This is a genomic window from Citrobacter sp. Ce006 (genome assembly GCF_030336535.1).
Classification (GTDB): Bacteria; Pseudomonadota; Gammaproteobacteria; order Enterobacterales; family Enterobacteriaceae; genus Citrobacter; species Citrobacter europaeus.
Genome location: NZ_JAOWDO010000056.1, coordinates 89,277 through 110,531 on the forward strand (window position 1 = coordinate 89,277; position 21,255 = coordinate 110,531).

The window sequence follows — 21,255 nt, forward strand, 5'->3', positions numbered from 1 at the left end:
GTTTACTCCTGGAAACCGGAACAATCAAAACCGTAGGCCGGATAAGGCGTTTACGCCGCCATCCGGTCTACTGGCCATATTTATCGCGCGACCCAACCCAGGGTCCGCTCCGCCAGCGCATCGCGCGCGGGTGTGAATAATTCCATCGCCATCAGCCCGACGTTGCGCCCAACAACCAGCGGAGCCCAGCGATTGGCAAACAAATACACTAAATTGTTGGTCACACCAATCGTCGTCTCGCGATCGCGTTCGCGACGCTGCTGATAGCGTGCCAGCACCGCATAATCACCGATATCTTCCGCGTTGTTTTGCGCCTGCGTCAACGTCTCAGCCAGGCTCATTACGTCACGCAGACCAAGGTTAAAACCTTGTCCGGCAATAGGATGCAGCGTCTGGGCTGCGTTCCCAACCAGCACGGTACGATGGGTAATCGCTTTTTGCGCCGAAGTTAACGAAAGCGGATAGGCGTTGCGTTTACCTGCCTGAGTAATACGCCCCAGCCGCCAGCCAAACGCGGTTTGCAGTTCACGGCAAAACCGTTCGTCGGACCAGGCCATTAACTCATCACGCCGTTCCAGCGGATGGCACCACACCAGCGAACAGCGGCCATCAGACATCGGCAACATTGCCAGCGGACCATATTGCGTGAAGCGTTCAAACGCCCGCCCGTCATGCGCAACAGAAGTCGTGACGTTGGCAATTACTGCCAGTTGTTCATAGGGCTGCTGCTGCCAGTCAACGCCGCAGGCGGTAGCCAGCGCGGAACGTGTACCGTCAGCGGCGACCACCACGCGACCGGTAATAACCTCGCCATTCTCCAGCGTGACCTCAACATGTTCCTGCGTACGCGCCACGCTGGCTACGCGATCGGGACAATGCAGCGTGACGCCCGGCGCTTTACGCAGCAGCGCAAACAGACGCAGCCCGACATCGTGCAGTTCTACCACCTGGCCCAGCGCTGGAATACGGTATTCCTGCGCATCCAGCGTCACAAATCCGGCATGGCCGCGATCGCTGACGTGAACCGTTTTGATTGCCGTTGCGCAATCGGCAATCGCTTGCCATACGCCAATTCGCGCCAGCTGTTGGCAGGTCCCTGCCGCCAGCGCGATCGCCCGGGCGTCAAACCCAGGATGGCGGTCAGTTTCAGGTTCGCTCGCTTCTATAAGATGAACCGGCAGAGTCCCATGGCTGAGCTGAGAAATAGCCAGCGCCAGCGTCGCGCCAACCATACCACCACCGACGATAATCACGCTCATTGCAGTCGAGCCGCGGCCATTAAGGCTTCAATGTCATCCGCTCTCTTCACCACGCTGGCGGTCAGGTTTTCATTGCCGTCTTCGGTGATGAGGATGTCATCTTCAATACGAATGCCAATACCGCGATAAGCAGGCGGTACATCGGCGTCCGGCGCGATATACAGCCCCGGCTCGACGGTGAGTACCATTCCTGGCTCAAGAATGCGTGAACGGTCCTGACCGTAAACGCCGACGTCATGCACATCCAGCCCCAGCCAGTGGCTAAGACCATGCATAAAGAAGGGGCGGTGCGCATTTTCGGTAATTAGCTGGTCAACCTCGCCGTGCAGAATGCCAAGCTTCACCAGACCCGTAATCATGATGCGCACCACCTCTCCGGTGACGTCCTGAATGGACGTTCCGGGACGATACAGACGCAGGCTGGTTTCTAAGGATTCCAGCACAATGTCGTAAATTTCACGCTGTGCCGGGGTAAATTTACCGTTTACCGGGAAGGTACGCGTAATGTCGCCCGCATAGCCTTTGTATTCACAGCCAGCGTCAATCAGCACCAGATCGCCATCGCGCATTTCACTTTCATTTTCGGTGTAATGCAGGATACAGCCGTTTTCACCGCTGCCGACAATCGTGTTATAGGACGGATAACGCGCGCCATGGCGGGTAAATTCGTGGTGAATCTCACCTTCCAACTGGTATTCAAACATTCCCGGACGACATTTTTCCATCGCGCGGGTATGCGCCAGCGCGGTGATCTCTCCGGCACGGCGCATGACCGCAATTTCTTCCGCTGATTTGAACAGGCGCATTTCATGCACCATTGGGCGCCAGTCGATAATCGCGGCGGGCGCGTGCAGATTTTGTCTGGCGCCTTTACGCAGTTTATCCAGCGCCGTGCACACAATCTCATCCGCCCAGGCATACTCGCCCTGCGCGTGATACACCGCGTCCAGGCCATTGAGCAACAGGTGCAATTGTTGGTTGATTTCACTGAAGGCCAGCGCCCGATCAACGCCGAGTTTTTCCGGCGCGGCATCCTGGCCCAGACGGCGGCCAAACCAGATCTCCGCCGTCAGATCGCGAACCCGGTTGAACAAAACGCTGTGGTTATGAGTGTCATCACTTTTAATCAGCACCAGCACGGCTTCAGGTTCGTTAAAACCGGTGAAGTACCAGAAATCACTGCTTTGGCGGTACGGGTATTCACTGTCCGCGCTACGCGTCGCTTCAGGCGCGGCAAAAATCAGCGCGGCGCTGCCAGGCTGCATTTGTGCCAGTAATGCCTGGCGACGACGCTGGAATTCTTGCTGAGATATCTCGCTCATCACACTCTCCTTTGCGTTTCGTTCTTAGTGCAGAGTCGGTTTACGGACTTCCGGCGCGGTCGGCTGCTGACGCGTAAACGTGTCATGACACAGCAAAGCGGCAACGCGCACGTATTCAATTATCTCTTCGAGCGACATTTCCAGCTCTTCCTGATCTTCGTCTTCGTCATATCCCAACTGGGCGATATTGCGCAAGTCGTCAATCGCTTCCCCGGTTTCACCGGTCACTTTGTCGAGCTTCGGCTGCGTCACGCCAAGCCCCAGCAAAAAGTGGTTTACCCACCCCGCCAGCGCATCGGCGCGATCGAACACGCTGACGTCATCGCCTTCTGGCAGATAAAGCTGAAAAAGGAAGCCGTCGTCCTCAAGGGCATCGCTGGTAGCAGAGTGCATTTTCAGCAGTGCCTGAGCCAGCTCGTGGCCGAAGGCCAGACCTTCGTTCGTCAGGTCGTGCAGCAGCGGCTGCCATGAGCTGTCGTTGTTGCCGCCGCAAATCATCCCGCTGATTAAGCCGTGCATTTCGGCCGGGGTTAATCCAGCCCCTTGTTGGTTCAAAAACTGGCTAACTTCGTTGTAGCCAGGCATTTCGTTCTGTATAGACATAAGCATTCGTCATCAAAGGGAGGAATATTCATGGTATGCTACCACTTTGGACCCTGGTGGACCAGAAAAGGGCTTGTATCTTGATACCAGGGTAGCTATAGTGTCGCCCCTTCGCGGACCCAAGGTCTGGAGACGAAGGCAGCGCAGTCAATCAGCAGGAAGGTGGCATGTCTGCACAACCCGTCGATATCCAAATATTTGGCCGTTCACTGCGAGTGAATTGCCCGCCTGAACAAAGGGATGCGTTGAATCAGGCTGCGGACGATCTCAATCAGCGATTGCAAGATCTGAAAGTTCGCACTAGAGTCACAAATACTGAGCAGTTGGTTTTCATCGCCGCGTTGAACATCAGCTATGAATTAACTCAGGAAAAAGCGAAGACGCGTGAGTACGCGGCGAGCATGGAACAACGTATTCGGATGCTACAACAGACCATCGAACAGGCGTTGCTTGATCAGGGTCGCATAACCGAAAAAACGGGCCAAAACTTTGAATAACACTTTTCGGTTTACTGTGGTAGAGTGACCGTGAAGACAAAATTTCTCTGAGATGTTTGCAAGCGGGCCAGTCCCCTGAGCCGATATTTCATACCACAAGAATGTGGCGCTCCATGGTTGGTGAGCATGCTCGGCCCGTCCGAGAAGCCTTAAAACTGTGACGACACATTCACCTTGAACCAAGGGTTCAAGGGTTACAGCCTGCGGCGGCATCTCGGAGATTCCCTTCTACCTGGCAACAGCCATGACATTACTTTCTGAACTCCCTTTATCCCGACAAGAAATCCGTCAACTGATTCGTCAGCGTCGTCGTGCGCTTACCTCCGAACAGCAACGACAATACGGTCAGCAAGCCGCGACCCGAATGCTCAGTTATCCCCCTGTTGTACTCGCTCATACCGTGGCGGTATTCCTCTCGTTTGATGGCGAACTCGACACTCAACCGTTGATCGAACAGCTGTGGCGAGCGGGTAAGCGCGTCTACCTTCCGGTTCTTCATCCCTTTAGCCCTGGCAACCTGCTGTTCCTGCACTATCATCCGCACAGCGACCTGGTAACCAATCGCTTAAAGATTCAGGAACCACGACTTGATGTCCGCGACGTATTGCCGCTGTCACAGCTGGATGTACTGATTACGCCGTTAGTGGCGTTTGACGAGGGTGGACAACGACTGGGCATGGGCGGCGGATTTTATGACCGTACGTTGCAAAACTGGCAACAGCATAAGATCCAACCCGTGGGCTACGCACATGATTGCCAGTTAGTGGAAAAGCTGCCTGTCGAAGAGTGGGATATCCCACTGCCTGCGGTGGTAACGCCGTCCAAAATTTGGGAGTGGTAGCCGTTTTTTGCCGATTGACAGCGCCGTTTTTTTGACCTAAATTCCTCGGTGAAGGGTGAGGGAGGCGAACCTCCCTCCTGCGTACTCTCTGTTAATATGCTGGCCAAGCGATGATTAACAGGATCAGCAGCATGATGACGTATCTCATCATCGTCCCTTTCCTTTTTAGAGCCCCTGCTTCGCCAGGGGCTTTCCCGTTTCAGCGCGATGCTGAGCCTCTATCGTAAATTCCTTTTAGTGCTGTACAACACGCAGCACTGCCTTTAGTTGCCAATTGCGGCAAGGCTCGAAAACAGAATGTATGCGTTACAGAAAGAAATTTTGAGGCCGGGAAATCAGAGGAAAGATGGGCAGGTCAACCGCCTGCCCATGTAGAGGAAATCAGTACAGCAGACGCGCGCGAATGGTTCCCGGAAGGGCCTTCATCGCCAGCAGCGCTTTCTCCGCCACATCTTCATCCGCTTCAATATCAATAACCACATAACCTACCTGTGCGGAAGTCTGCAGATACTGCGCGGCAATGTTGACGCCCTGCTCGGCAAAAATCTGGTTCAGCGCGGTCAAAACGCCCGGACGGTTTTCGTGAATGTGCATCAGACGACGACCACCGTGCAGCGGCAGCGAAACTTCCGGGAAGTTAACCGCAGACAGCGTAGAGCCGTTGTCGGAATACTTGGTCAGTTTCCCAGCCACTTCCAGACCGATGTTTTCCTGTGCTTCCAGCGTGGACCCACCGATATGCGGCGTCAGGATCACGTTGTCGAAATCACACAGCGGCGAGGTGAACGGATCGCTGTTAGAAGCAGGTTCCGTTGGGAAGACGTCGATGGCCGCTCCCGCCAGATGTTTTGTTGCCAGCGCATCACACAGCGCAGGAATATCGACAACCGTACCGCGTGCGGCGTTGATCAGCAGTGCGCCTGGTTTCATCAGAGCAATCTCATGCGCACCCATCATATTTTTGGTGGAGGCGTTTTCCGGTACGTGCAGGCTCACCACGTCGCTCATATTGAGCAGGTCGGAAAGATGCTGAACCTGGGTGGCGTTGCCAAGCGGGAGTTTATTTTCAATATCATAGAAATAGACATGCATCCCCAGCGATTCCGCCAGAATGCCCAACTGAGTACCAATGTGGCCGTAGCCGATGATCCCCAGTTTTTTGCCACGCGCTTCAAACGAGCCGGTAGCCAGTTTATTCCACACGCCGCGGTGTGCTTTGGCGTTCGCTTCGGGTACGCCGCGTAGCAGTAGCAGCAGTTCGCCAATCACCAGTTCCGCAACGGAACGCGTGTTAGAGAATGGCGCGTTGAACACGGGGATCCCGCGTTTTGCCGCAGCGGACAGATCAACCTGGTTGGTGCCGATACAAAAGCAGCCAATCGCGACAAGTTTCTCTGCGGCGTCAATCACATCTTCCGTCAGATGGGTACGGGATCGCAGGCCAATGAAATGGGCATCACGGATGGACTCTTTCAGTTGTTCAGTGTCCAGAGCGCCTTTGTGAAACTCGATGTTGGTATAACCTGCTGCACGAAGGCTTTCGAGCGCTTTTTGGTGTACGCCTTCAACCAGCAGAAATTTAATCTTATCTTTCTCCAGTGATACCTTTGCCATTTCCCCGACCCTGTCTTTTTTTGTTCAAACTGATGTGTTGTGTGTGGGATTTTCATCCGTCTCTTCAACATATCAAAAAATAATATTGCGGCAATATGAACGTTTGCGTCGCCGTGCTGAAGAAATGTCATTCAACGAGAAATGTCAGAGGAAAATACTGGCGATAACTTTTTCTTTGGAGAGATCGGCAGGACAATATTATAAACGTGACACAAGTCACCAAATTTGCCCTGCCAAAATTTTTTTAACGGGAGAAGACGCTCCCGTCAGATCATTTTACGATAGTTTTCACGCCATCTGGCGTACCGATCAGCGCGACATCCGCACCACGGTTGGCAAACAGACCGACGGTTACCACACCCGGAATCCCGTTGATGGCATTTTCCAGCGCGATGGCGTCGAGGATCTCCAGACCGTATACATCGAGGATCACGTTGCCGTTGTCCGTCACGACGCCCTGACGGTATTCAGGACGACCGCCCAGCTTCACCAACTGGCGAGCCACAGCGCTGCGCGCCATTGGGATCACTTCAACCGGCAGCGGGAAGTTGCCGAGAATATCGACTTCTTTAGACGCATCCGCGATACAGATAAATTTCTTCGCTACGGAAGCAATGATTTTTTCACGGGTCAACGCTGCGCCGCCGCCCTTGATCATCTGCATGTGGCCGTTAATTTCATCCGCGCCGTCAACGTATACGTCGAGGCTGTCAACTTCGTTAAGGTCGAACACGTGGATGCCAAGGCTTTTAAGTTTTTCGGTCGAGGCGTCCGAACTGGATACCGCACCTTCAATCTGACCTTTCATTGTGCCCAGCGCATCAATAAAGTGTGCGGCTGTTGAACCTGTACCTACGCCCACAATGGTACCGGGCTGTACATACTTAAGTGCCGCCCATCCTACTGCTTTTTTCAGTTCATCCTGCGTCATGATCGTTTCGCCTGTGGTGGGAAAATTCACGCGCATTATAGAACATTGCGCAGAAAAATGTCCCCACACCCGCTCGCAAGCGGCGGATTTCGTCTTTACCCAATCAAAAATTGTGTCATAGTGCAGAACAAGCAAAAATTTCAGGAGTGCGTCAAAGCAATGAAACGTCCGGACTACAGAACACTACAAGCACTGGATGCGGTTATTCGTGAACGAGGATTTGAGCGCGCGGCGCAAAAGCTGTGCATCACGCAATCCGCCGTTTCACAGCGCATAAAACAGCTTGAGAATATGTTCGGACAACCGTTGCTGGTGCGTACCGTACCACCACGCCCAACCGAGCAAGGGCAGAAACTGCTGGCGCTTTTGCGTCAGGTTGAACTGCTGGAAGACGAGTGGCTGGGCGATGAACAAACCGGCTCAACGCCGCTGCTGCTCTCGCTGGCGGTGAACGCCGACAGTCTGGCAACCTGGTTACTTCCGGCGCTGGCCCCGGTACTGGCAAATTCACCGATTCGCCTGAACCTGCAGGTTGAGGATGAAACGCGCACCCAGGAACGTCTGCGTCGTGGTGAAGTGGTCGGTGCGGTGAGTATTCAGCATCAGGCACTGCCAAGCTGTCTGGTGGATAAACTTGGCGCACTGGACTATCTGTTTGTTGGATCAAAACCTTTCGCCGAGCGTTATTTCCCTAACGGCGTCACCCGCTCTGCCCTGCTGAAAGCCCCGGCGGTAGCGTTTGACCATCTTGATGATATGCACCAGGCATTCCTGCAACAAAATTTCGACCTGCCGCCAGGCAGCGTACCATGCCATATCGTTAACTCGTCTGAAGCCTTCGTTCAACTGGCTCGTCAGGGAACCACCTGTTGCATGATCCCACATTTACAGATTGAGAAAGAGCTGGCAAGCGGCGAACTTATCGACTTAACACCGGGCCTGTTCCAGCGTCGGATGCTGTACTGGCATCGCTTTGCGCCGGAAAGCCGCATGATGCGCAACGTCACCGATGCGCTGCTGGCCTATGGCCACAACGTGCTGCGTCAGGATTAAACCGTTTATTCCTCCTGAGTGCCGGATGGCGGCGTAACGCTTTATCCGGCCTACAAGCCTTATACCCTCTTTTCATGCTATTCCCGCCACGTCTTTGAAATACATCACAAAATAAAACACGCCGCGCGGCAAAAAACGACGTCCTGTTGGCTATTTTTTGCTGGCGACAAGCCAAATGAAAAAGCACACCGTATTCGCAAAGATTCAACTTATTGCGTAATACGGAGCAAAAAATGGCAAACGTGCAGGAGTGGCAAACACTCGCCAATAAAGAACTCAGCCGACGGGAAAAAACCGTCGAGTCGCTGGAAAGACAGACAGCGGAAGGGATTGCCATCAAGCCGCTGTACACTGAAGCAGACCTCGATAATCTGGAAGTCACGGGCACCCTTCCCGGCCTGCCGCCTTACGTGCGCGGCCCACGCGCCACCATGTATACCGCACAGCCGTGGACCATTCGTCAGTACGCCGGTTTTTCTACCGCCAAAGAGTCCAACGCCTTTTACCGCCGCAACCTCGCCGCCGGGCAAAAAGGGCTTTCCGTCGCCTTTGACCTTGCCACCCATCGTGGCTATGACTCAGACAACCCACGCGTGTCGGGAGACGTCGGTAAAGCCGGCGTGGCGATCGATACCGTCGAAGATATGAAGGTACTGTTCGACCAGATCCCGCTGGATAAGATGTCGGTATCGATGACCATGAACGGCGCGGTGCTGCCGGTACTGGCGTTTTATATCGTCGCTGCAGAAGAACAAGGCGTAACGCCGGAACAACTCACCGGGACCATTCAGAACGATATTCTGAAAGAGTACCTGTGTCGCAACACCTACATTTATCCACCAAAACCGTCTATGCGCATTATCGCCGACATCATCGCCTGGTGCTCCGGCAACATGCCGCGCTTTAACACCATCAGCATCAGCGGCTATCACATGGGTGAAGCTGGGGCAAACTGCGTGCAGCAGGTGGCCTTTACGCTGGCAGACGGTATTGAATACATCAAAGCCGCACTTTCCGCCGGACTGAAAATAGATGACTTCGCCCCGCGCCTGTCGTTCTTCTTCGGCATCGGCATGGATCTGTTTATGAACGTCGCCATGCTGCGCGCGGCGCGATATTTGTGGAGCGAAGCGGTCAGCAGTTTTGGCGCGACGAACCCAAAATCTCTCGCTCTGCGTACCCACTGCCAGACCTCCGGCTGGAGTCTGACCGAGCAGGATCCTTACAACAACGTGGTACGTACCACCATTGAAGCGCTCGGCGCTACGCTCGGCGGCACCCAGTCGCTGCATACCAACGCCTTTGATGAAGCGCTCGGTTTGCCCACCGATTTCTCCGCCCGTATTGCGCGTAATACGCAAATCATCATTCAGGAAGAATCAGAGATCTGCCGCACCGTCGATCCGCTGGCCGGATCGTATTACGTCGAGTCACTCACCGATCAAATCGTCAAGCAGGCGCGTACGATCATCAAGCAGATTGACGAGGCAGGTGGCATGGCGAAAGCGATCGAAGCCGGGCTCCCTAAACGGATGATCGAGGAAGCTTCCGCGCGCGAACAGTCGCTGATCGACCAGGGTAAGCGCGTTATTGTTGGCGTGAACAAGTACAAGCTGGATAAAGAAGACGAGACGTCGGTACTGGAGATCGACAACGTGAAGGTGCGTAATGAGCAAATTGCTTCGCTGCAGCATATCCGCGCCACCCGCGACAACGATGCCGTTAAAACCGCACTATCCGCGCTGACCCACGCCGCGCAGCATAATGAAAACCTGCTGGCTGCCGCCGTCAACGCCGCCCGCGTTCGCGCCACGCTCGGTGAAATCTCCGACGCGCTGGAAGTCGCCTTTGACCGATATCTGGTTCCCAGCCAGTGCGTTACTGGCGTGATTGCGCAAAGCTATCACCAGTCTGATAAATCCGCCGATGAGTTTGACGCTATCGTTGCGCAAACCGAACGCTTCCTCGCGGAAAATGGCCGTCGCCCGCGCATTCTGATCGCCAAGATGGGCCAGGACGGCCACGATCGCGGCGCGAAGGTGATCGCCAGCGCCTACTCCGATCTCGGCTTCGATGTCGATCTCAGCCCGATGTTCTCCACACCAGAAGAGATCGCCCGTCTGGCGGTAGAAAACGATGTGCATGTAATAGGCGCATCGTCACTGGCGGCAGGCCATAAAACGCTGATCCCGGAGTTGGTTACCGCACTCAAAAAATGGGGGCGTGAAGATATCTGTGTGGTAGCAGGAGGCGTTATTCCGCCACAGGATTACGCCTTCCTGCACGAGCATGGTGTAGCAGCCATTTATGGCCCCGGCACGCCAATGCTCGACAGCGTCCGCGATGTGTTGACCCGTATCAGTCAACATCATGATTAACGCCGCCACGCTTGAGGATACCGTCCGCCGCTTACGACTCGGTGAACGAGCGACGCTCGCCCAGGCAATGACGCTGGTCGAAAGCAACCACCCGCGCCACCAGCCGTTAAGTACGCAATTGCTGGACGCGATTATGCCGTTCACCGGTAACGCCCTGCGCTTAGGGATCACCGGCACGCCGGGCGCGGGTAAAAGCACGTTCCTGGAAGCATTCGGTATGCTGCTCATCCGCCACGGATTACGGGTGGCGGTGATCGCCGTCGATCCCAGCAGCCCGGTCAGCGGCGGCAGCATTCTTGGTGATAAGACCCGCATGACGGAGCTTGCCCGCGCAGAATCTGCGTTTATTCGCCCGGTCCCTTCCAGCGGTCATTTAGGCGGCGCCAGCCAGCGCGCCCGCGAATTAATGCTGTTGTGCGAAGCAGCTGGCTTTGACGTGGTGATTGTAGAGACCGTCGGCGTTGGACAGTCAGAAACCGAAGTCGCAGGTATGGTGGATTGCTTTATCTCACTGCAAATCGCTGGCGGTGGCGACGATTTACAGGGTATCAAAAAAGGCCTGATGGAAATGGCGGATCTGGTCGTCATCAATAAAGACGACGGCGAGAACCATACCAGCGTTGCGATCGCCCGCCATATGTACGAATCCGCCCTGCACATTTTGCGCCGTAAATATGACGAGTGGCAGCCGCGGGTTCTGACCTGTAGCGCCCTGGAAAAACGCGGCATTGAGGAAATCTGGCAGGCGATAACCGACTTTAAAACATGCCTGACTGCCAGCGGTCGACTGGAAAAAGTTCGCCAGCAGCAGGCGGTGGACTGGTTACATCAGCAGGCTGAAGAAGAAGCGCTGCATCTGCTGTTTGCCCGGGCTGATTTCGACCGTTATTTCCAGCAGACGCTGCAGGCTGTCAAAAACAATGATCTTTCGCCGCGCACCGGTCTGCGGCATATCAGCGAATTTATCCAGCATCATTACTTTCAATAAAGAGAACATTATGTCTTATCAATACGTCAACGTGGTCATCATCCAGAAAGTCGCGGTTATTGAGTTCAACTACGCGCGCAAGCTCAATGCCCTGAGCAAAGTGTTTATTGACGATCTGATGCAGGCGCTGAGCGACCTCAATCGTGCTGACATTCGCTGCATCATTCTACGCGCTCCGAGCGGGGCCAAAGTGTTCTCTGCCGGGCATGATATTCATGAGCTCCCCACCGGACGTCGCGATCCGCTCTCCTATGACGATCCGCTGCGTCAGATAACCCGTATGATCCAAAAATACCCGAAGCCGGTGATCTCCATGGTCGAAGGCAGCGTCTGGGGCGGCGCGTTTGAGATGATCATGAGTTCCGATCTGATCATCGCAGCCAGCACATCCACCTTCTCAATGACCCCGGTCAACCTCGGCGTGCCGTATAACCTTGTGGGCATCCACAATCTGACCCGCGACGCTGGTTTTCACATCGTTAAAGAACTGATTTTTACCGCCTCGCCCATCACCGCTCAACGCGCCATGGCGGTCGGGATCCTCAACCATGTCGTACCTGTCGAGGAACTGGAAGATTTCACCCTGCAAATGGCGCACCACATCTCGGAAAAAGCGCCGCTGGCAATCGCCGTCATCAAAGAAGAACTGCGCGTGCTGGGTGAAGCGCACACCATGAATTCCGATGAGTTCGAGCGTATTCAGGGCATGCGCCGCGCGGTGTACGACAGCGAGGATTATCAGGAAGGGATGAACGCGTTTATGGAAAAACGTAAACCCAATTTTGTCGGCCACTAATCACGTCCGAGAAAGGAGACGGCCATGAAACGGATGAGCGCCGAACAGGCGGCAGAAATTATCCAGCACGATGATATGGTGGCATTCAGCGGCTTTACCCCCGCAGGTTCGCCAAAAGCGTTACCCAGCGCAATTGCCCAACGCGCATGCGAACAGCATCAGCTCGGGCAGCCTTTTCAGATCCGCCTGCTGACCGGAGCATCAATTGGCGCTGCTGCTGATGATGTCCTATCCGCGGCGGATGCCGTTTCCTGGCGCGCGCCTTATCAAACCTCATCGGGCCTGCGCGAGAAAATTAATCAGGGCCAGGTGAGGTTTGTCGATCTCCATTTGAGCGAGGTTGCGCAGATGGTTAATTACGGCTTTTTTGGCGAGATCGACGTTGCCGTCATTGAAGCGTCCGCCATTGCGCCAGATGGACGGATTTGGCTTTCCAGCGGTATTGGTAATGCGCCCACCTGGCTTCTGCGGGCGAAAAAAGTGATCATTGAACTGAATCATTACCATAATCCGCGCGTGGCGGAGTTTGCCGACATCGTGATACCCGGCGCACCGCCGCGGCGTAACAGCGTACCCATATTTCATACCATGGATCGCGTGGGCAGTCAGTGCGTGCAGATAGACCCGCAGAAAGTGGTCGCGATAGTGGATACCGACCTGCCGGATGCAGGAAATACAGCGGATAAAACTAATCCGGTCAGCCAACAAATTGCCGATAACGTCGTCACTTTCCTGTTGGCAGAAATGGCGCACAAACGCATTCCAGCTGAGTTTCTACCCTTACAAAGCGGCGTGGGCAATATCAACAACGCGGTGATGGCGCGGCTGGGGGAAAACCCGGATATCCCGCCCTTTATGATGTATTCGGAGGTGTTGCAGGAGTCGGTGGTGCATCTGCTGGAAACGGGCAAGATAACCGGCGCCAGCGCCTCCAGCCTGACCATTTCAGCCCCCTCGCTACAGAAGATTTACGACAACATGGACTTCTTCGCCAGCCGTATTGTGCTGCGCCCGCAGGAGATCTCCAATAACCCAGAAATCATTCGACGGCTGGGGGTTATCGCGCTCAACGTGGGCCTGGAATTTGATATCTACGGCCATGCCAATTCCACGCACGTTGCGGGCGTGAACCTGATGAACGGCATCGGCGGCAGCGGGGATTTCGAGCGCAACGCCTATCTGTCTATCTTTATGGCGCCGTCGATTGCCAAAGGCGGGAAAATCTCCACCATCGTACCGATGTGCAGCCATGTCGATCACAGCGAACATAGCGTTAAAGTGATCGTGACCGAACAAGGGATTGCCGATCTGCGTGGGTTATCTCCGATGCAGCGGGCGCACACGATTATCGATAACTGTGCGCACCCTCTTTACCGGGATTACCTGCACCGCTATCTGGAGAAAGCGCCCGGCGGGCATATCCATCACGATCTCAGCCATGCTTTCGATCTGCATCGCAACCTGCTCGAAACAGGTTCAATGCTTGGTTAACTTGCCGTACCGTCACGATCCTCAGCAATATGCTCGAGCATGGTGGCGGTATAGCGATGATTTTTCAGTGAATAGAGAAATTCTTGCATATACATGGGGCTACCGGGCGCGTCGAAATACTTTAGCGTCGACGGATTCACCAGCCGCCAGGCGAAATGAGGGATCACCGTCAAAAACTGCCCGCGCTCCACCGCGCTAATCTTGGCCATAAAGCTGTATGGACGGTAAATAATCGTCGGGTTAATCCCACAGGGTCGCATGTAGGCATCCAGCATCGCCTCAAAGTTAGCGCGATTCTGGAAGCGCATTTGCAGCCAGGGCAACTCGCGCAGCAGATCCTGCGGCTGTTTTTCTTCGTAGCGCCGGGAAACGAGAAAACCCAGACGCAGCGGAGGGAGTTCATTGATCGCCAGATTTTCCAGCTCCTGGACGCGGGGGGAAACGTGCTGCGGCGAGATGATAAAATCGAGTTTGCGATCGAACAGGTTATCAATCACCCCATTCTCACTGAACTCCACGGCCTGGGCCGTCACACCATGGTACTTATCACCAAGGCTTATCAACTGGTCAAAAATAATCGTTGGGTAGGTATTGTCGATGCCGATGACGATTTCCCGCGAACGACGAGAGGCGTTATGGATTTCGTTATCAATGGCAGAGAGGCGCTGATAAACGGGAAACAGCTTCTGATACAGCTCCTGTCCCGCTTTATTCAGACTGATGTTGTTATCTTTGCGGGTAAATAGCGTATAGCCGATTTGATCTTCCAGTGCAGCAATGCTTTTACCGAATGGCGATGCGGTCATATGTATTTTTTCTGCCGCTCTGGCGATGTTATTAGTTTGCGCCAGCAGAATGAAATTACGCATCTTTTTCGAGATAAAAATATCCATAGCGTCCCCTTAAAAATCGCTATGGCCTATCCTCATTACGGCGAAAAAAAAGACCGGATGTGAGGTCTCATTTTTACAGTTGGTCACATAAAAAACCCGGCTGGAGAGCCGGGTCTGGAACAATTACTGGGTTTTGGCTGGCGTTGCTGTTGGCTGCCCCGCCGTCGGCTCAATCTGGAAGACGACATCAACCTGATCGTCAAACTGAATAACCGGCTGTTCGTAGGTTTCCTGAGCGGATGTCGCAGGCGCAGCATCCGCTTTCATCATCCGTACCATCGGGCTCGGTTGATAATTGGATACGTGATAGCGCACGCTGTAAACGGGACCCAGTTTACTGTTAAAGCCCGCGGCCAGTTGTTCAGCCTGATGAATAGCATCATCAATTGCTGCTTTACGCGCCTTATCTTTATAAGCATCCGGTTGGGCAACACCGAGCGATACCGAACGAATCTCATTCAGACCGGCCTTCAGTGCGCCATCAAGCAACGCGTTGAGCTTATCCAGCTGACGCAACGTGACTTCAACGGTGCGCACCGCACGATAACCTTTGAGGATGCTTTTACCGTTCTGGTAGTCGTAGTCCGGCTGGGTACGCAGGTTTGCAGCGCTAATGTCTTTCTTCGCTATCTGGTTCTGTTCAAGGAAGGAGAGATATTGCGCCACGCGTTCATCGGCCTGCTTCTTCGCTGAAGCCGCATCCTTTGCAGCAACGTTCACTTCAATCGCCAGAGTGGCGATGTCTGGTGTCGCATCCACGCTTGCCGTTCCGGAAGTCACGATGTGCGGTCCATTTGGCAACTCATTTGCCTGTACCGATAGTGCGCTGAATCCGACTAATGCCGCCAGGGCCATTATTTTGAACTTCACGGTCGTTCCTCCATGTTTCATTAATTACCCCGAAACTCAGGGCACATGCAGGCAAGCTTAGCCGATCTCGCTGCGTTGTCCATCAGACAACACTTAGTTGAACAACGCATGAACGTGCGCAACACCTTCTTTTGCCAGCTGAAAAGCGATAAACCACATCACTAATCCTACCAGCGTATTGATGATGCGCTGTGCTTTAGCAGTACGCAGGCGCGGAGCAAGCCAGGCCGCCAGCAATGCCAGGCCGAAGAACCACAGGAACGAAGCGCTGACGGTTCCCAGCGCAAACCAGCGCTTAGGCTCAACGTCCAGTTGCCCTCCCAGACTCCCCAGCACCACAAAGGTATCCAGATAAACATGGGGATTGAGCCACGTCACCGCCAGCATAGTAGCAATGATTTTCCAGCGGCCCTGCTTCATCACCTCGGCGCTGGCCAGCTCCAGATTACTACTCATCGCCGTTTTTAACGCACCAAAACCGTACCAGAGTAAAAAGGCGACGCCGCCCCAGGTGACCAGCGCCATCAGCCACGGCGACTGCATCAGCAAGGCGCTACCGCCGAAGATCCCCGCGCAAATCAACGCCAAATCGCTGATAGCGCAAAGTAAAGCGATCATGATGTGATACTGGCGACGGATCCCCTGATTCATCACAAAAGCATTTTGTGGACCAAGCGGAAGTATCATGGCCGCACCAAGTGCAAGCCCTTGAAAATAATACGATAACACGTTAATCATCCCGAACTGTTTCTCTTAGGAGCAGACTATAGCGCGGGAAAATCATTAGCGGAAATTGATAATTTTAATCAGGGATAAGAGGAATTAATACCAGGAGGGAAGATGCCGGATGGCGGCTGGCGCCTTGTCCGGCCTGGAGATTTTGTAGGCCCGGTATGCGATAGCGCCACCGGGCACGCGATTACTCTGCAGCGCTCTCTTTCACACGCTTGAAGTTCACATCCATCTGCGGATACGGGAAGCTGATGCCGTTGGCGTCAAACTCGCGTTTAATACGCTCCAGAACATCCCAATAGACGCTTTGCAGATCGCTGCTGTTGCTCCAGACGCGTACGACGAAATTAATCGAGGAAGCGCCCAGCTCATTCAGGCGCACCGTCATTTCACGATCTTTAATGATTCGTTCGTCAGACTGGATGATATCAGTGAGGATTTTTTTCACCTGATCGATATCGGAGTCATAAGCTACGCCGATGATAAATTCGTTACGACGGACCGGCTCGCGAGAGAAGTTAATGATGTTCCCGGCAATAATTTTACCGTTTGGGATCACCACAATCTTACCGTCAACGGTACGCATGGTCGTGGAGAAAATCTGCACGTTGAGCACGGTTCCCGCTACGCCGCCGAGGTCTACATACTCACCCGCACGGAACGGACGGAACATTACCAACAGCACGCCAGCGGCGAGGTTGGACAACGAACCTTGCAGTGCCAGACCAACGGCTAAACCAGCGGCACCGAGAACGGCAATCACGGAGGCGGTTTGTACCCCAACGCGGCCCAGAGCGGCAATCAGCGTGAAAGCGATAATACCGTAGCGCACCAGTGCGGAGAGGAAGTCGGCAACGGTTGCATCAATTTTACGCGCCAGCATCAGGCGGTTAACGGTGTTAGATACGATGCGCGCCACGATCATACCGATAATGACAATGGCGATGGCCGCCACGATGTTGACGGCATAGCTCAACAGCAGCTCCTGATTGCGGACCAGCCAGGTGCCCGCACCGTTTATGCTGTCGACAACATTCAAATCTTCCATTCACTATTCCTTTTTTGCTTACCCAAACGGGAGAAATAAAGCCGCCCTCACGGGACTGGCAACCTGACAAGGGTAAACAATAAACCTGGATTTTGCCAAACAGATCACAGAATTCTCTGTCAGCAGCACATTGAAATGGCAATAAAAAAGGCCCGCATTTGCGGGCCTCATGTCACGTAGAACGGCGTTAATTACAGAACGTCAACCGCGTTCAGTTCTTTGAAAGCCTGTTCCAGACGGGTGATCATGGTTGCCTGACCAGCACGCAGCCATACGCGCGGATCGTAGTATTTCTTGTTCGGCTGATCTTCGCCTTTCGGGTTGCCCAGCTGACCCTGCAGGTAAGCTTCGTTTGCTTTGTAGTAGTTCAGAACGCCTTCCCAGGTAGCCCATTGGGTATCGGTGTCGATGTTCATTTTCACTACGCCGTAGCTTACGGAGTCTTTGATTTCCTGAGCAGTAGAACCGGAACCGCCGTGGAAGACGAAGTTCAGGCTGTTGTGCGGCAGGTTATGTTTCTTAGAAACATAGTCCTGAGAGTCGCGCAGGATGGTCGGGGTCAGAACAACGTTACCCGGCTTGTAAACGCCGTGTACGTTACCGAAGGAAGCTGCGATGGTGAAACGCGGGCTGATTTTGCTCAGCTCGGTGTAGGCGTAATCAACGTCTTCCGGCTGGGTGTACAGTGCAGAAGCGTCCATGTGGCTGTTGTCCACGCCGTCTTCTTCGCCACCGGTGCAACCCAGTTCGATTTCCAGGGTCATGCCCATTTTGGACATGCGCGCCAGGTATTTGGAGCAGATTTCGATGTTCTCTTCCAGAGACTCTTCAGACAGGTCGATCATGTGAGAAGAGAACAGTGGTTTGCCGGTTGCTGCGAAGTGTTTTTCACCCGCGTCCAGCAGACCGTCGATCCACGGCAGCAGTTTCTTCGCGCAGTGGTCAGTGTGCAGGATAACCGGAACACCGTAGTGTTCAGCCATCTGGTGAACGTGATGCGCGCCAGAGATAGCACCCAGGATTGCAGCGCCCTGAGGAACGTCGGACTTCACGCCTTTACCCGCGATGAAAGAAGCACCACCGTTGGAGAACTGTACGATTACCGGCGCTTTAACTTTTGCAGCGGTTTCCAGTACGGCGTTGATGGAGTCGGTACCAACGCAGTTAACAGCTGGCAGAGCAAAGTTGTTTTCTTTAGCTACCTGGAAAACTTTCTGTACGTCATCACCAGTGATTACGCCTGGTTTTACGAAATCAAAAATTTTAGACATGTTGCGAGTCCTGTATCTTCGGCCTTGGAAAGGGCGCGCGCTCTAAAGCGCGCTAATAATTGGGCAGGTTACCCTGCCCATTAAATGCTTACTTTTTAGCGCGCTCTTCGAGCATCGCTACTGCTGGCAGTACTTTGCCTTCCACGAATTCGAGGAATGCGCCGCCGCCAGTGGAGATGTAGGAGATTTTGTCAGCAATACCGAACAGGTCGATAGCTGCCAGGGTGTCGCCGCCGCCTGCGATAGAGAACGCTTCGCTGTCTGCGATGGCGTTAGCCACGATTTCAGTACCCTTGCGGAAGTTCGGGAATTCGAACACGCCAACCGGGCCGTTCCACAGAATGGTTTTCGCATTCTTCAGGATGTCAGCCAGTTGCTGTGCAGAAGCGTCGCCGATGTCCAGGATCTGCTCGTCTTCTTTCACATCGCTAACGGATTTCAGAGTAGCCGGTGCAGTTTCAGAGAATTCAGTCGCTACGCGAACGTCGGTCGGGACCGGGATGTCGCAAGTGGTCAGCAGGCGCTTAGCTTCGTCAACCAGGTCAGCTTCATACAGGGATTTACCCACGTTGTGGCCTTGAGCGGCAACGAAGGTGTTCGCGATACCACCGCCAACGATCAGTTGGTCAGCGATTTTTGACAGAGAATCCAGAACGGTCAGTTTGGTAGAAACTTTAGAACCACCAACGATAGCCACCATCGGACGAGCAGGTTCTTTCAGCGCTTTACCCAGCGCATCCAGCTCTTCAGCCAGCAGCGGGCCAGCGCACGCTACGTCAGCAAATTTGCCGATACCGTGGGTAGAAGCCTGCGCACGGTGAGCCGTACCGAAAGCATCCATGACGAATACGTCGCACAGCGCAGCATATTTTTTGGACAGCGCTTCGTCGTCTTTCTTCTCGCCTTTGTTGAAGCGAACGTTTTCCAGAACAACCAGTTCACCGGCAGCGACTTCAACGCCGTCCAGGTAATCTTTTACCAGGCGAACTGGAGCAGACAGTTTGTCTTTCAGATAGTTAACAACCGGCAGCAGAGAGAATTCTTCGTTGTACTCGCCTTCGGTAGGACGACCCAGGTGGGAAGTTACCATCACTTTAGCACCCTGTTTCAGGGCCAGTTCGATGGTTGGCAGGGAAGCACGGATACGCGCATCGCTGGTTACTTTCCCTTCTTTAACTGGTACGTTCAGGTCCGCACGGATAAAAACGCGTTTACCAGCCAGATCCAGATCGGTCATCTTAATTACAGACATGGTGAATCCTCTCGTTGATTCATAAAGTTTTGTCGACGCTCAAGCGTCGAGCCTGAAACCAATAGCAGCCATCGCTAACGTTGTGTCGAGCATACGGTTAGCAAAGCCCCATTCATTATCACACCAGACCAGCGTTTTGATCAGGTGAGCGCCACTCACGCGCGTTTGCGTACCATCAACGATGGCGCTGTGCGGGTCGTGGTTAAAATCTACAGAGACCAACGGTAATTCCGTATAGTCAACTATACCATGAAATGCACCTTGTGCTGCTTTTTGCAGCAACTGGTTGACTTCACTGGCTTTTACTGGTTTTTTCACCGTCACGCTTAAGTCGATCGCCGTCACATTTATGGTCGGTACACGCACCGCTATCGCTTCAAAACGATCGTTAAACTGCGGGAAAATTCGCGTGATGCCCGCCGCCAGTTTGGTATCCACCGGAATAATCGACTGACTGGCCGCTCGCGTGCGACGCAGGTCGGGATGATAAGCATCAATAACCTGCTGATCGTGCATCGCGGAGTGGATCGTGGTGACGGTACCAGACTCAATGCCGTAAGCATCATCCAGCAATTTAATGACGGGAATTATACAATTCGTGGTGCAGGAGGCGTTGGATACAATTCGGTGCTCAGCGCGCAGCTGATCCTGATTAACGCCATACACAACGGTTGCGTCGATGTCGTGACTGCCAGGATGTGAAAAGAGCACTTTTTTTGCACCAGCGGCAATATGCGCCTCGCCGTGTTCGCGATTGCCGAAGACCCCCGTACAATCCAGCACGATGTCGACACCCAGTTCGCGCCATGGAAGCGCATCGAGTGTTCGCTCATGCAGAATGCGGATCGCGTCATCGCCAACAATGAGCTGGTCACGTTCCTGACGAACATCCCAGGCAAAACGTCCATGGCTGGTGTCATATTTCAACAAATGCGCCATGCCTGCAGCATCGGCCAGTTCGTTGATTGCCACCACGGTGATTTCCGCCCGACGCCCGGATTCATACAAAGCACGAACCACGTTGCGTCCGATGCGACCGAAACCATTAATCGCTACGCGTACGGTCATAGGTCTCCTGCAAGGATTTCTCAGAAACGATGTGGCAGACAGAGTAATGCAGCAAATCGCTCAGGGAAACCTTACCTGTCGCAAACTGCGACTAATTGGTTAATTGTCGAACATTTAATCGACTGAAACGCTTCAGCTAGAATAAGCGAAACGAGGAATAAAAGGAATGATTGTCCAGCAACAGAACACAGTTATCTGACTTACGTCACATTTTAACGCCCTTCAGCGCTAAATTTATTCCATATTCCAGAATTACGAATAACAGTAGCAAGATTATTTCGTTGCCATGTCACAAATCCTGATTTATATCAGGAAGCTCCCTAACCCGCGTCTATATTATCAGCGCTA

The 21,255-nt window shown here is 53.7% G+C and carries 19 protein-coding genes and 1 other RNA gene; 8 read left to right on the top strand and 12 right to left on the bottom strand.

Annotated features, from left to right (window positions below; all coding sequences use genetic code 11):
- Positions 1 to 80: 80 nt before the first annotated feature.
- The 3 genes from ubiH to OGV94_RS04155 are packed head-to-tail and all read right to left on the bottom strand — an operon-like array spanning position 81 to position 3,184.
- On the bottom strand, positions 81 to 1,259 hold the full coding sequence (gene ubiH / locus OGV94_RS04145) for a 2-octaprenyl-6-methoxyphenyl hydroxylase (protein WP_075145660.1): 1,179 nt from the start codon (positions 1,257 to 1,259) through the stop codon (positions 81 to 83).
- Positions 1,256 to 2,581 (bottom strand): Xaa-Pro aminopeptidase, encoded by a 1,326-nt coding sequence (gene pepP, locus OGV94_RS04150; RefSeq protein ID WP_087052032.1) that lies wholly within the window; start codon positions 2,579 to 2,581, stop codon positions 1,256 to 1,258. Before pepP ends, ubiH begins: the two co-directional genes overlap by 4 nt.
- A gap of 24 nt (positions 2,582 to 2,605) precedes the next feature.
- Entirely contained in the window at positions 2,606 to 3,184 is a 579-nt protein-coding gene (locus tag OGV94_RS04155) for a YecA/YgfB family protein (protein WP_003026978.1), read from the bottom strand.
- 167 nt (positions 3,185 to 3,351) lie between these two features.
- Between OGV94_RS04155 and zapA the strand changes: the two genes are divergently transcribed.
- The 3 genes from zapA to OGV94_RS04170 all read left to right on the top strand — a co-directional run bounded on the left by zapA (position 3,352) and on the right by OGV94_RS04170 (position 4,522).
- On the top strand, positions 3,352 to 3,681 hold the full coding sequence (gene zapA / locus OGV94_RS04160) for a cell division protein ZapA (protein ID WP_003026980.1): 330 nt from the start codon (positions 3,352 to 3,354) through the stop codon (positions 3,679 to 3,681).
- Between the two features lie 41 nt (positions 3,682 to 3,722).
- A non-coding RNA gene (gene ssrS / locus OGV94_RS04165) (6S RNA) lies at positions 3,723 to 3,906 on the top strand.
- Between the two features lie 19 nt (positions 3,907 to 3,925).
- Entirely contained in the window at positions 3,926 to 4,522 is a 597-nt protein-coding gene (locus OGV94_RS04170) for a 5-formyltetrahydrofolate cyclo-ligase (protein ID WP_087052031.1), read from the top strand.
- Between the two features lie 381 nt (positions 4,523 to 4,903).
- Here the strand turns inward: OGV94_RS04170 and serA are convergent, their stop codons facing one another.
- Both serA and rpiA read right to left on the bottom strand, forming a co-directional pair.
- Positions 4,904 to 6,136: a phosphoglycerate dehydrogenase gene (gene serA / locus OGV94_RS04175; RefSeq protein ID WP_075145657.1), complete on the bottom strand. Its 1,233-nt coding sequence runs from the start codon at positions 6,134 to 6,136 to the stop codon at positions 4,904 to 4,906.
- Positions 6,137 to 6,407: 271 nt separating this feature from the next.
- A complete protein-coding gene (gene rpiA / locus OGV94_RS04180) occupies positions 6,408 to 7,067 on the bottom strand; it encodes a ribose-5-phosphate isomerase RpiA (RefSeq protein ID WP_047408891.1) in 660 nt (219 codons plus the stop codon).
- Between the two features lie 159 nt (positions 7,068 to 7,226).
- On the opposite strand from rpiA, the gene argP reads away from it, so the two are divergent.
- The 5 genes from argP to scpC all read left to right on the top strand — a co-directional run bounded on the left by argP (position 7,227) and on the right by scpC (position 13,773).
- Positions 7,227 to 8,120, top strand: coding sequence for a DNA-binding transcriptional regulator ArgP (gene argP / locus OGV94_RS04185; protein WP_043017520.1), 894 nt, complete (start codon positions 7,227 to 7,229; stop codon positions 8,118 to 8,120).
- 233 nt (positions 8,121 to 8,353) lie between these two features.
- A complete protein-coding gene (scpA, locus tag OGV94_RS04190; RefSeq protein WP_047408885.1) occupies positions 8,354 to 10,498 on the top strand; it encodes a methylmalonyl-CoA mutase in 2,145 nt (714 codons plus the stop codon).
- Positions 10,491 to 11,486: a methylmalonyl Co-A mutase-associated GTPase MeaB gene (gene meaB / locus OGV94_RS04195; RefSeq protein ID WP_043017522.1), complete on the top strand. Its 996-nt coding sequence runs from the start codon at positions 10,491 to 10,493 to the stop codon at positions 11,484 to 11,486. Before scpA ends, meaB begins: the two co-directional genes overlap by 8 nt.
- Before the next feature lie 10 nt (positions 11,487 to 11,496).
- Complete coding sequence (scpB, locus tag OGV94_RS04200) at positions 11,497 to 12,282, top strand: methylmalonyl-CoA decarboxylase (protein WP_008785757.1); 786 nt, start codon at positions 11,497 to 11,499, stop codon at positions 12,280 to 12,282.
- A gap of 24 nt (positions 12,283 to 12,306) precedes the next feature.
- Positions 12,307 to 13,773, top strand: coding sequence for a succinyl-CoA:acetate CoA-transferase ScpC (gene scpC / locus OGV94_RS04205; RefSeq protein ID WP_043017523.1), 1,467 nt, complete (start codon positions 12,307 to 12,309; stop codon positions 13,771 to 13,773).
- Here scpC and srsR read toward each other — a convergent pair.
- The 7 genes from srsR to epd form a co-directional block, all read right to left on the bottom strand.
- Positions 13,770 to 14,666 carry a LysR family transcriptional regulator SrsR gene (gene srsR / locus OGV94_RS04210; protein WP_043017524.1) on the bottom strand — a complete coding sequence of 299 codons (897 nt, stop codon included), beginning with the start codon at positions 14,664 to 14,666 and terminating at the stop codon, positions 13,770 to 13,772. The two genes, scpC and srsR, sit on opposite strands and share 4 nt — an antisense overlap.
- A gap of 123 nt (positions 14,667 to 14,789) precedes the next feature.
- Positions 14,790 to 15,536 (bottom strand): oxidative stress defense protein, encoded by a 747-nt coding sequence (locus OGV94_RS04215; protein WP_043017525.1) that lies wholly within the window; start codon positions 15,534 to 15,536, stop codon positions 14,790 to 14,792.
- 93 nt (positions 15,537 to 15,629) lie between these two features.
- Entirely contained in the window at positions 15,630 to 16,265 is a 636-nt protein-coding gene (gene argO, locus OGV94_RS04220) for an arginine exporter ArgO (protein WP_043017991.1), read from the bottom strand.
- A gap of 190 nt (positions 16,266 to 16,455) precedes the next feature.
- Positions 16,456 to 17,316: a small-conductance mechanosensitive channel MscS gene (locus tag OGV94_RS04225; protein ID WP_043017526.1), complete on the bottom strand. Its 861-nt coding sequence runs from the start codon at positions 17,314 to 17,316 to the stop codon at positions 16,456 to 16,458.
- 191 nt (positions 17,317 to 17,507) lie between these two features.
- Positions 17,508 to 18,587 (bottom strand): class II fructose-bisphosphate aldolase, encoded by a 1,080-nt coding sequence (gene fbaA / locus OGV94_RS04230; protein ID WP_003027029.1) that lies wholly within the window; start codon positions 18,585 to 18,587, stop codon positions 17,508 to 17,510.
- A gap of 88 nt (positions 18,588 to 18,675) precedes the next feature.
- Positions 18,676 to 19,839, bottom strand: coding sequence for a phosphoglycerate kinase (gene pgk / locus OGV94_RS04235; RefSeq protein ID WP_043017527.1), 1,164 nt, complete (start codon positions 19,837 to 19,839; stop codon positions 18,676 to 18,678).
- Between the two features lie 39 nt (positions 19,840 to 19,878).
- On the bottom strand, positions 19,879 to 20,907 hold the full coding sequence (epd, locus tag OGV94_RS04240) for an erythrose-4-phosphate dehydrogenase (RefSeq protein WP_008785759.1): 1,029 nt from the start codon (positions 20,905 to 20,907) through the stop codon (positions 19,879 to 19,881).
- Positions 20,908 to 21,255 lie beyond the last annotated feature (348 nt).

What these genes read in the sequence shown, in the direction of transcription:
- fbaA (WP_003027029.1), bottom strand. Translation starts at nt 18,587, where the DNA reads ATGTCTAAAATTTTTGATTTCGTAAAACCAGGCGTAATCACTGGTGAT.
- epd (WP_008785759.1), bottom strand. Translation starts at nt 20,907, where the DNA reads ATGACCGTACGCGTAGCGATTAATGGTTTCGGTCGCATCGGACGCAAC.
- scpC (WP_043017523.1), top strand. Translation starts at nt 12,307, where the DNA reads ATGAAACGGATGAGCGCCGAACAGGCGGCAGAAATTATCCAGCACGAT.
- zapA (WP_003026980.1), top strand. Translation starts at nt 3,352, where the DNA reads ATGTCTGCACAACCCGTCGATATCCAAATATTTGGCCGTTCACTGCGA.
- srsR (WP_043017524.1), bottom strand. Translation starts at nt 14,666, where the DNA reads ATGGATATTTTTATCTCGAAAAAGATGCGTAATTTCATTCTGCTGGCG.
- rpiA (WP_047408891.1), bottom strand. Translation starts at nt 7,067, where the DNA reads ATGACGCAGGATGAACTGAAAAAAGCAGTAGGATGGGCGGCACTTAAG.
- pepP (WP_087052032.1), bottom strand. Translation starts at nt 2,581, where the DNA reads ATGAGCGAGATATCTCAGCAAGAATTCCAGCGTCGTCGCCAGGCATTA.
- OGV94_RS04155 (WP_003026978.1), bottom strand. Translation starts at nt 3,184, where the DNA reads ATGTCTATACAGAACGAAATGCCTGGCTACAACGAAGTTAGCCAGTTT.
- meaB (WP_043017522.1), top strand. Translation starts at nt 10,491, where the DNA reads ATGATTAACGCCGCCACGCTTGAGGATACCGTCCGCCGCTTACGACTC.
- OGV94_RS04170 (WP_087052031.1), top strand. Translation starts at nt 3,926, where the DNA reads ATGACATTACTTTCTGAACTCCCTTTATCCCGACAAGAAATCCGTCAA.
- serA (WP_075145657.1), bottom strand. Translation starts at nt 6,136, where the DNA reads ATGGCAAAGGTATCACTGGAGAAAGATAAGATTAAATTTCTGCTGGTT.
- scpA (WP_047408885.1), top strand. Translation starts at nt 8,354, where the DNA reads ATGGCAAACGTGCAGGAGTGGCAAACACTCGCCAATAAAGAACTCAGC.
- OGV94_RS04225 (WP_043017526.1), bottom strand. Translation starts at nt 17,316, where the DNA reads ATGGAAGATTTGAATGTTGTCGACAGCATAAACGGTGCGGGCACCTGG.
- pgk (WP_043017527.1), bottom strand. Translation starts at nt 19,839, where the DNA reads ATGTCTGTAATTAAGATGACCGATCTGGATCTGGCTGGTAAACGCGTT.
- ubiH (WP_075145660.1), bottom strand. Translation starts at nt 1,259, where the DNA reads ATGAGCGTGATTATCGTCGGTGGTGGTATGGTTGGCGCGACGCTGGCG.
- argP (WP_043017520.1), top strand. Translation starts at nt 7,227, where the DNA reads ATGAAACGTCCGGACTACAGAACACTACAAGCACTGGATGCGGTTATT.
- scpB (WP_008785757.1), top strand. Translation starts at nt 11,497, where the DNA reads ATGTCTTATCAATACGTCAACGTGGTCATCATCCAGAAAGTCGCGGTT.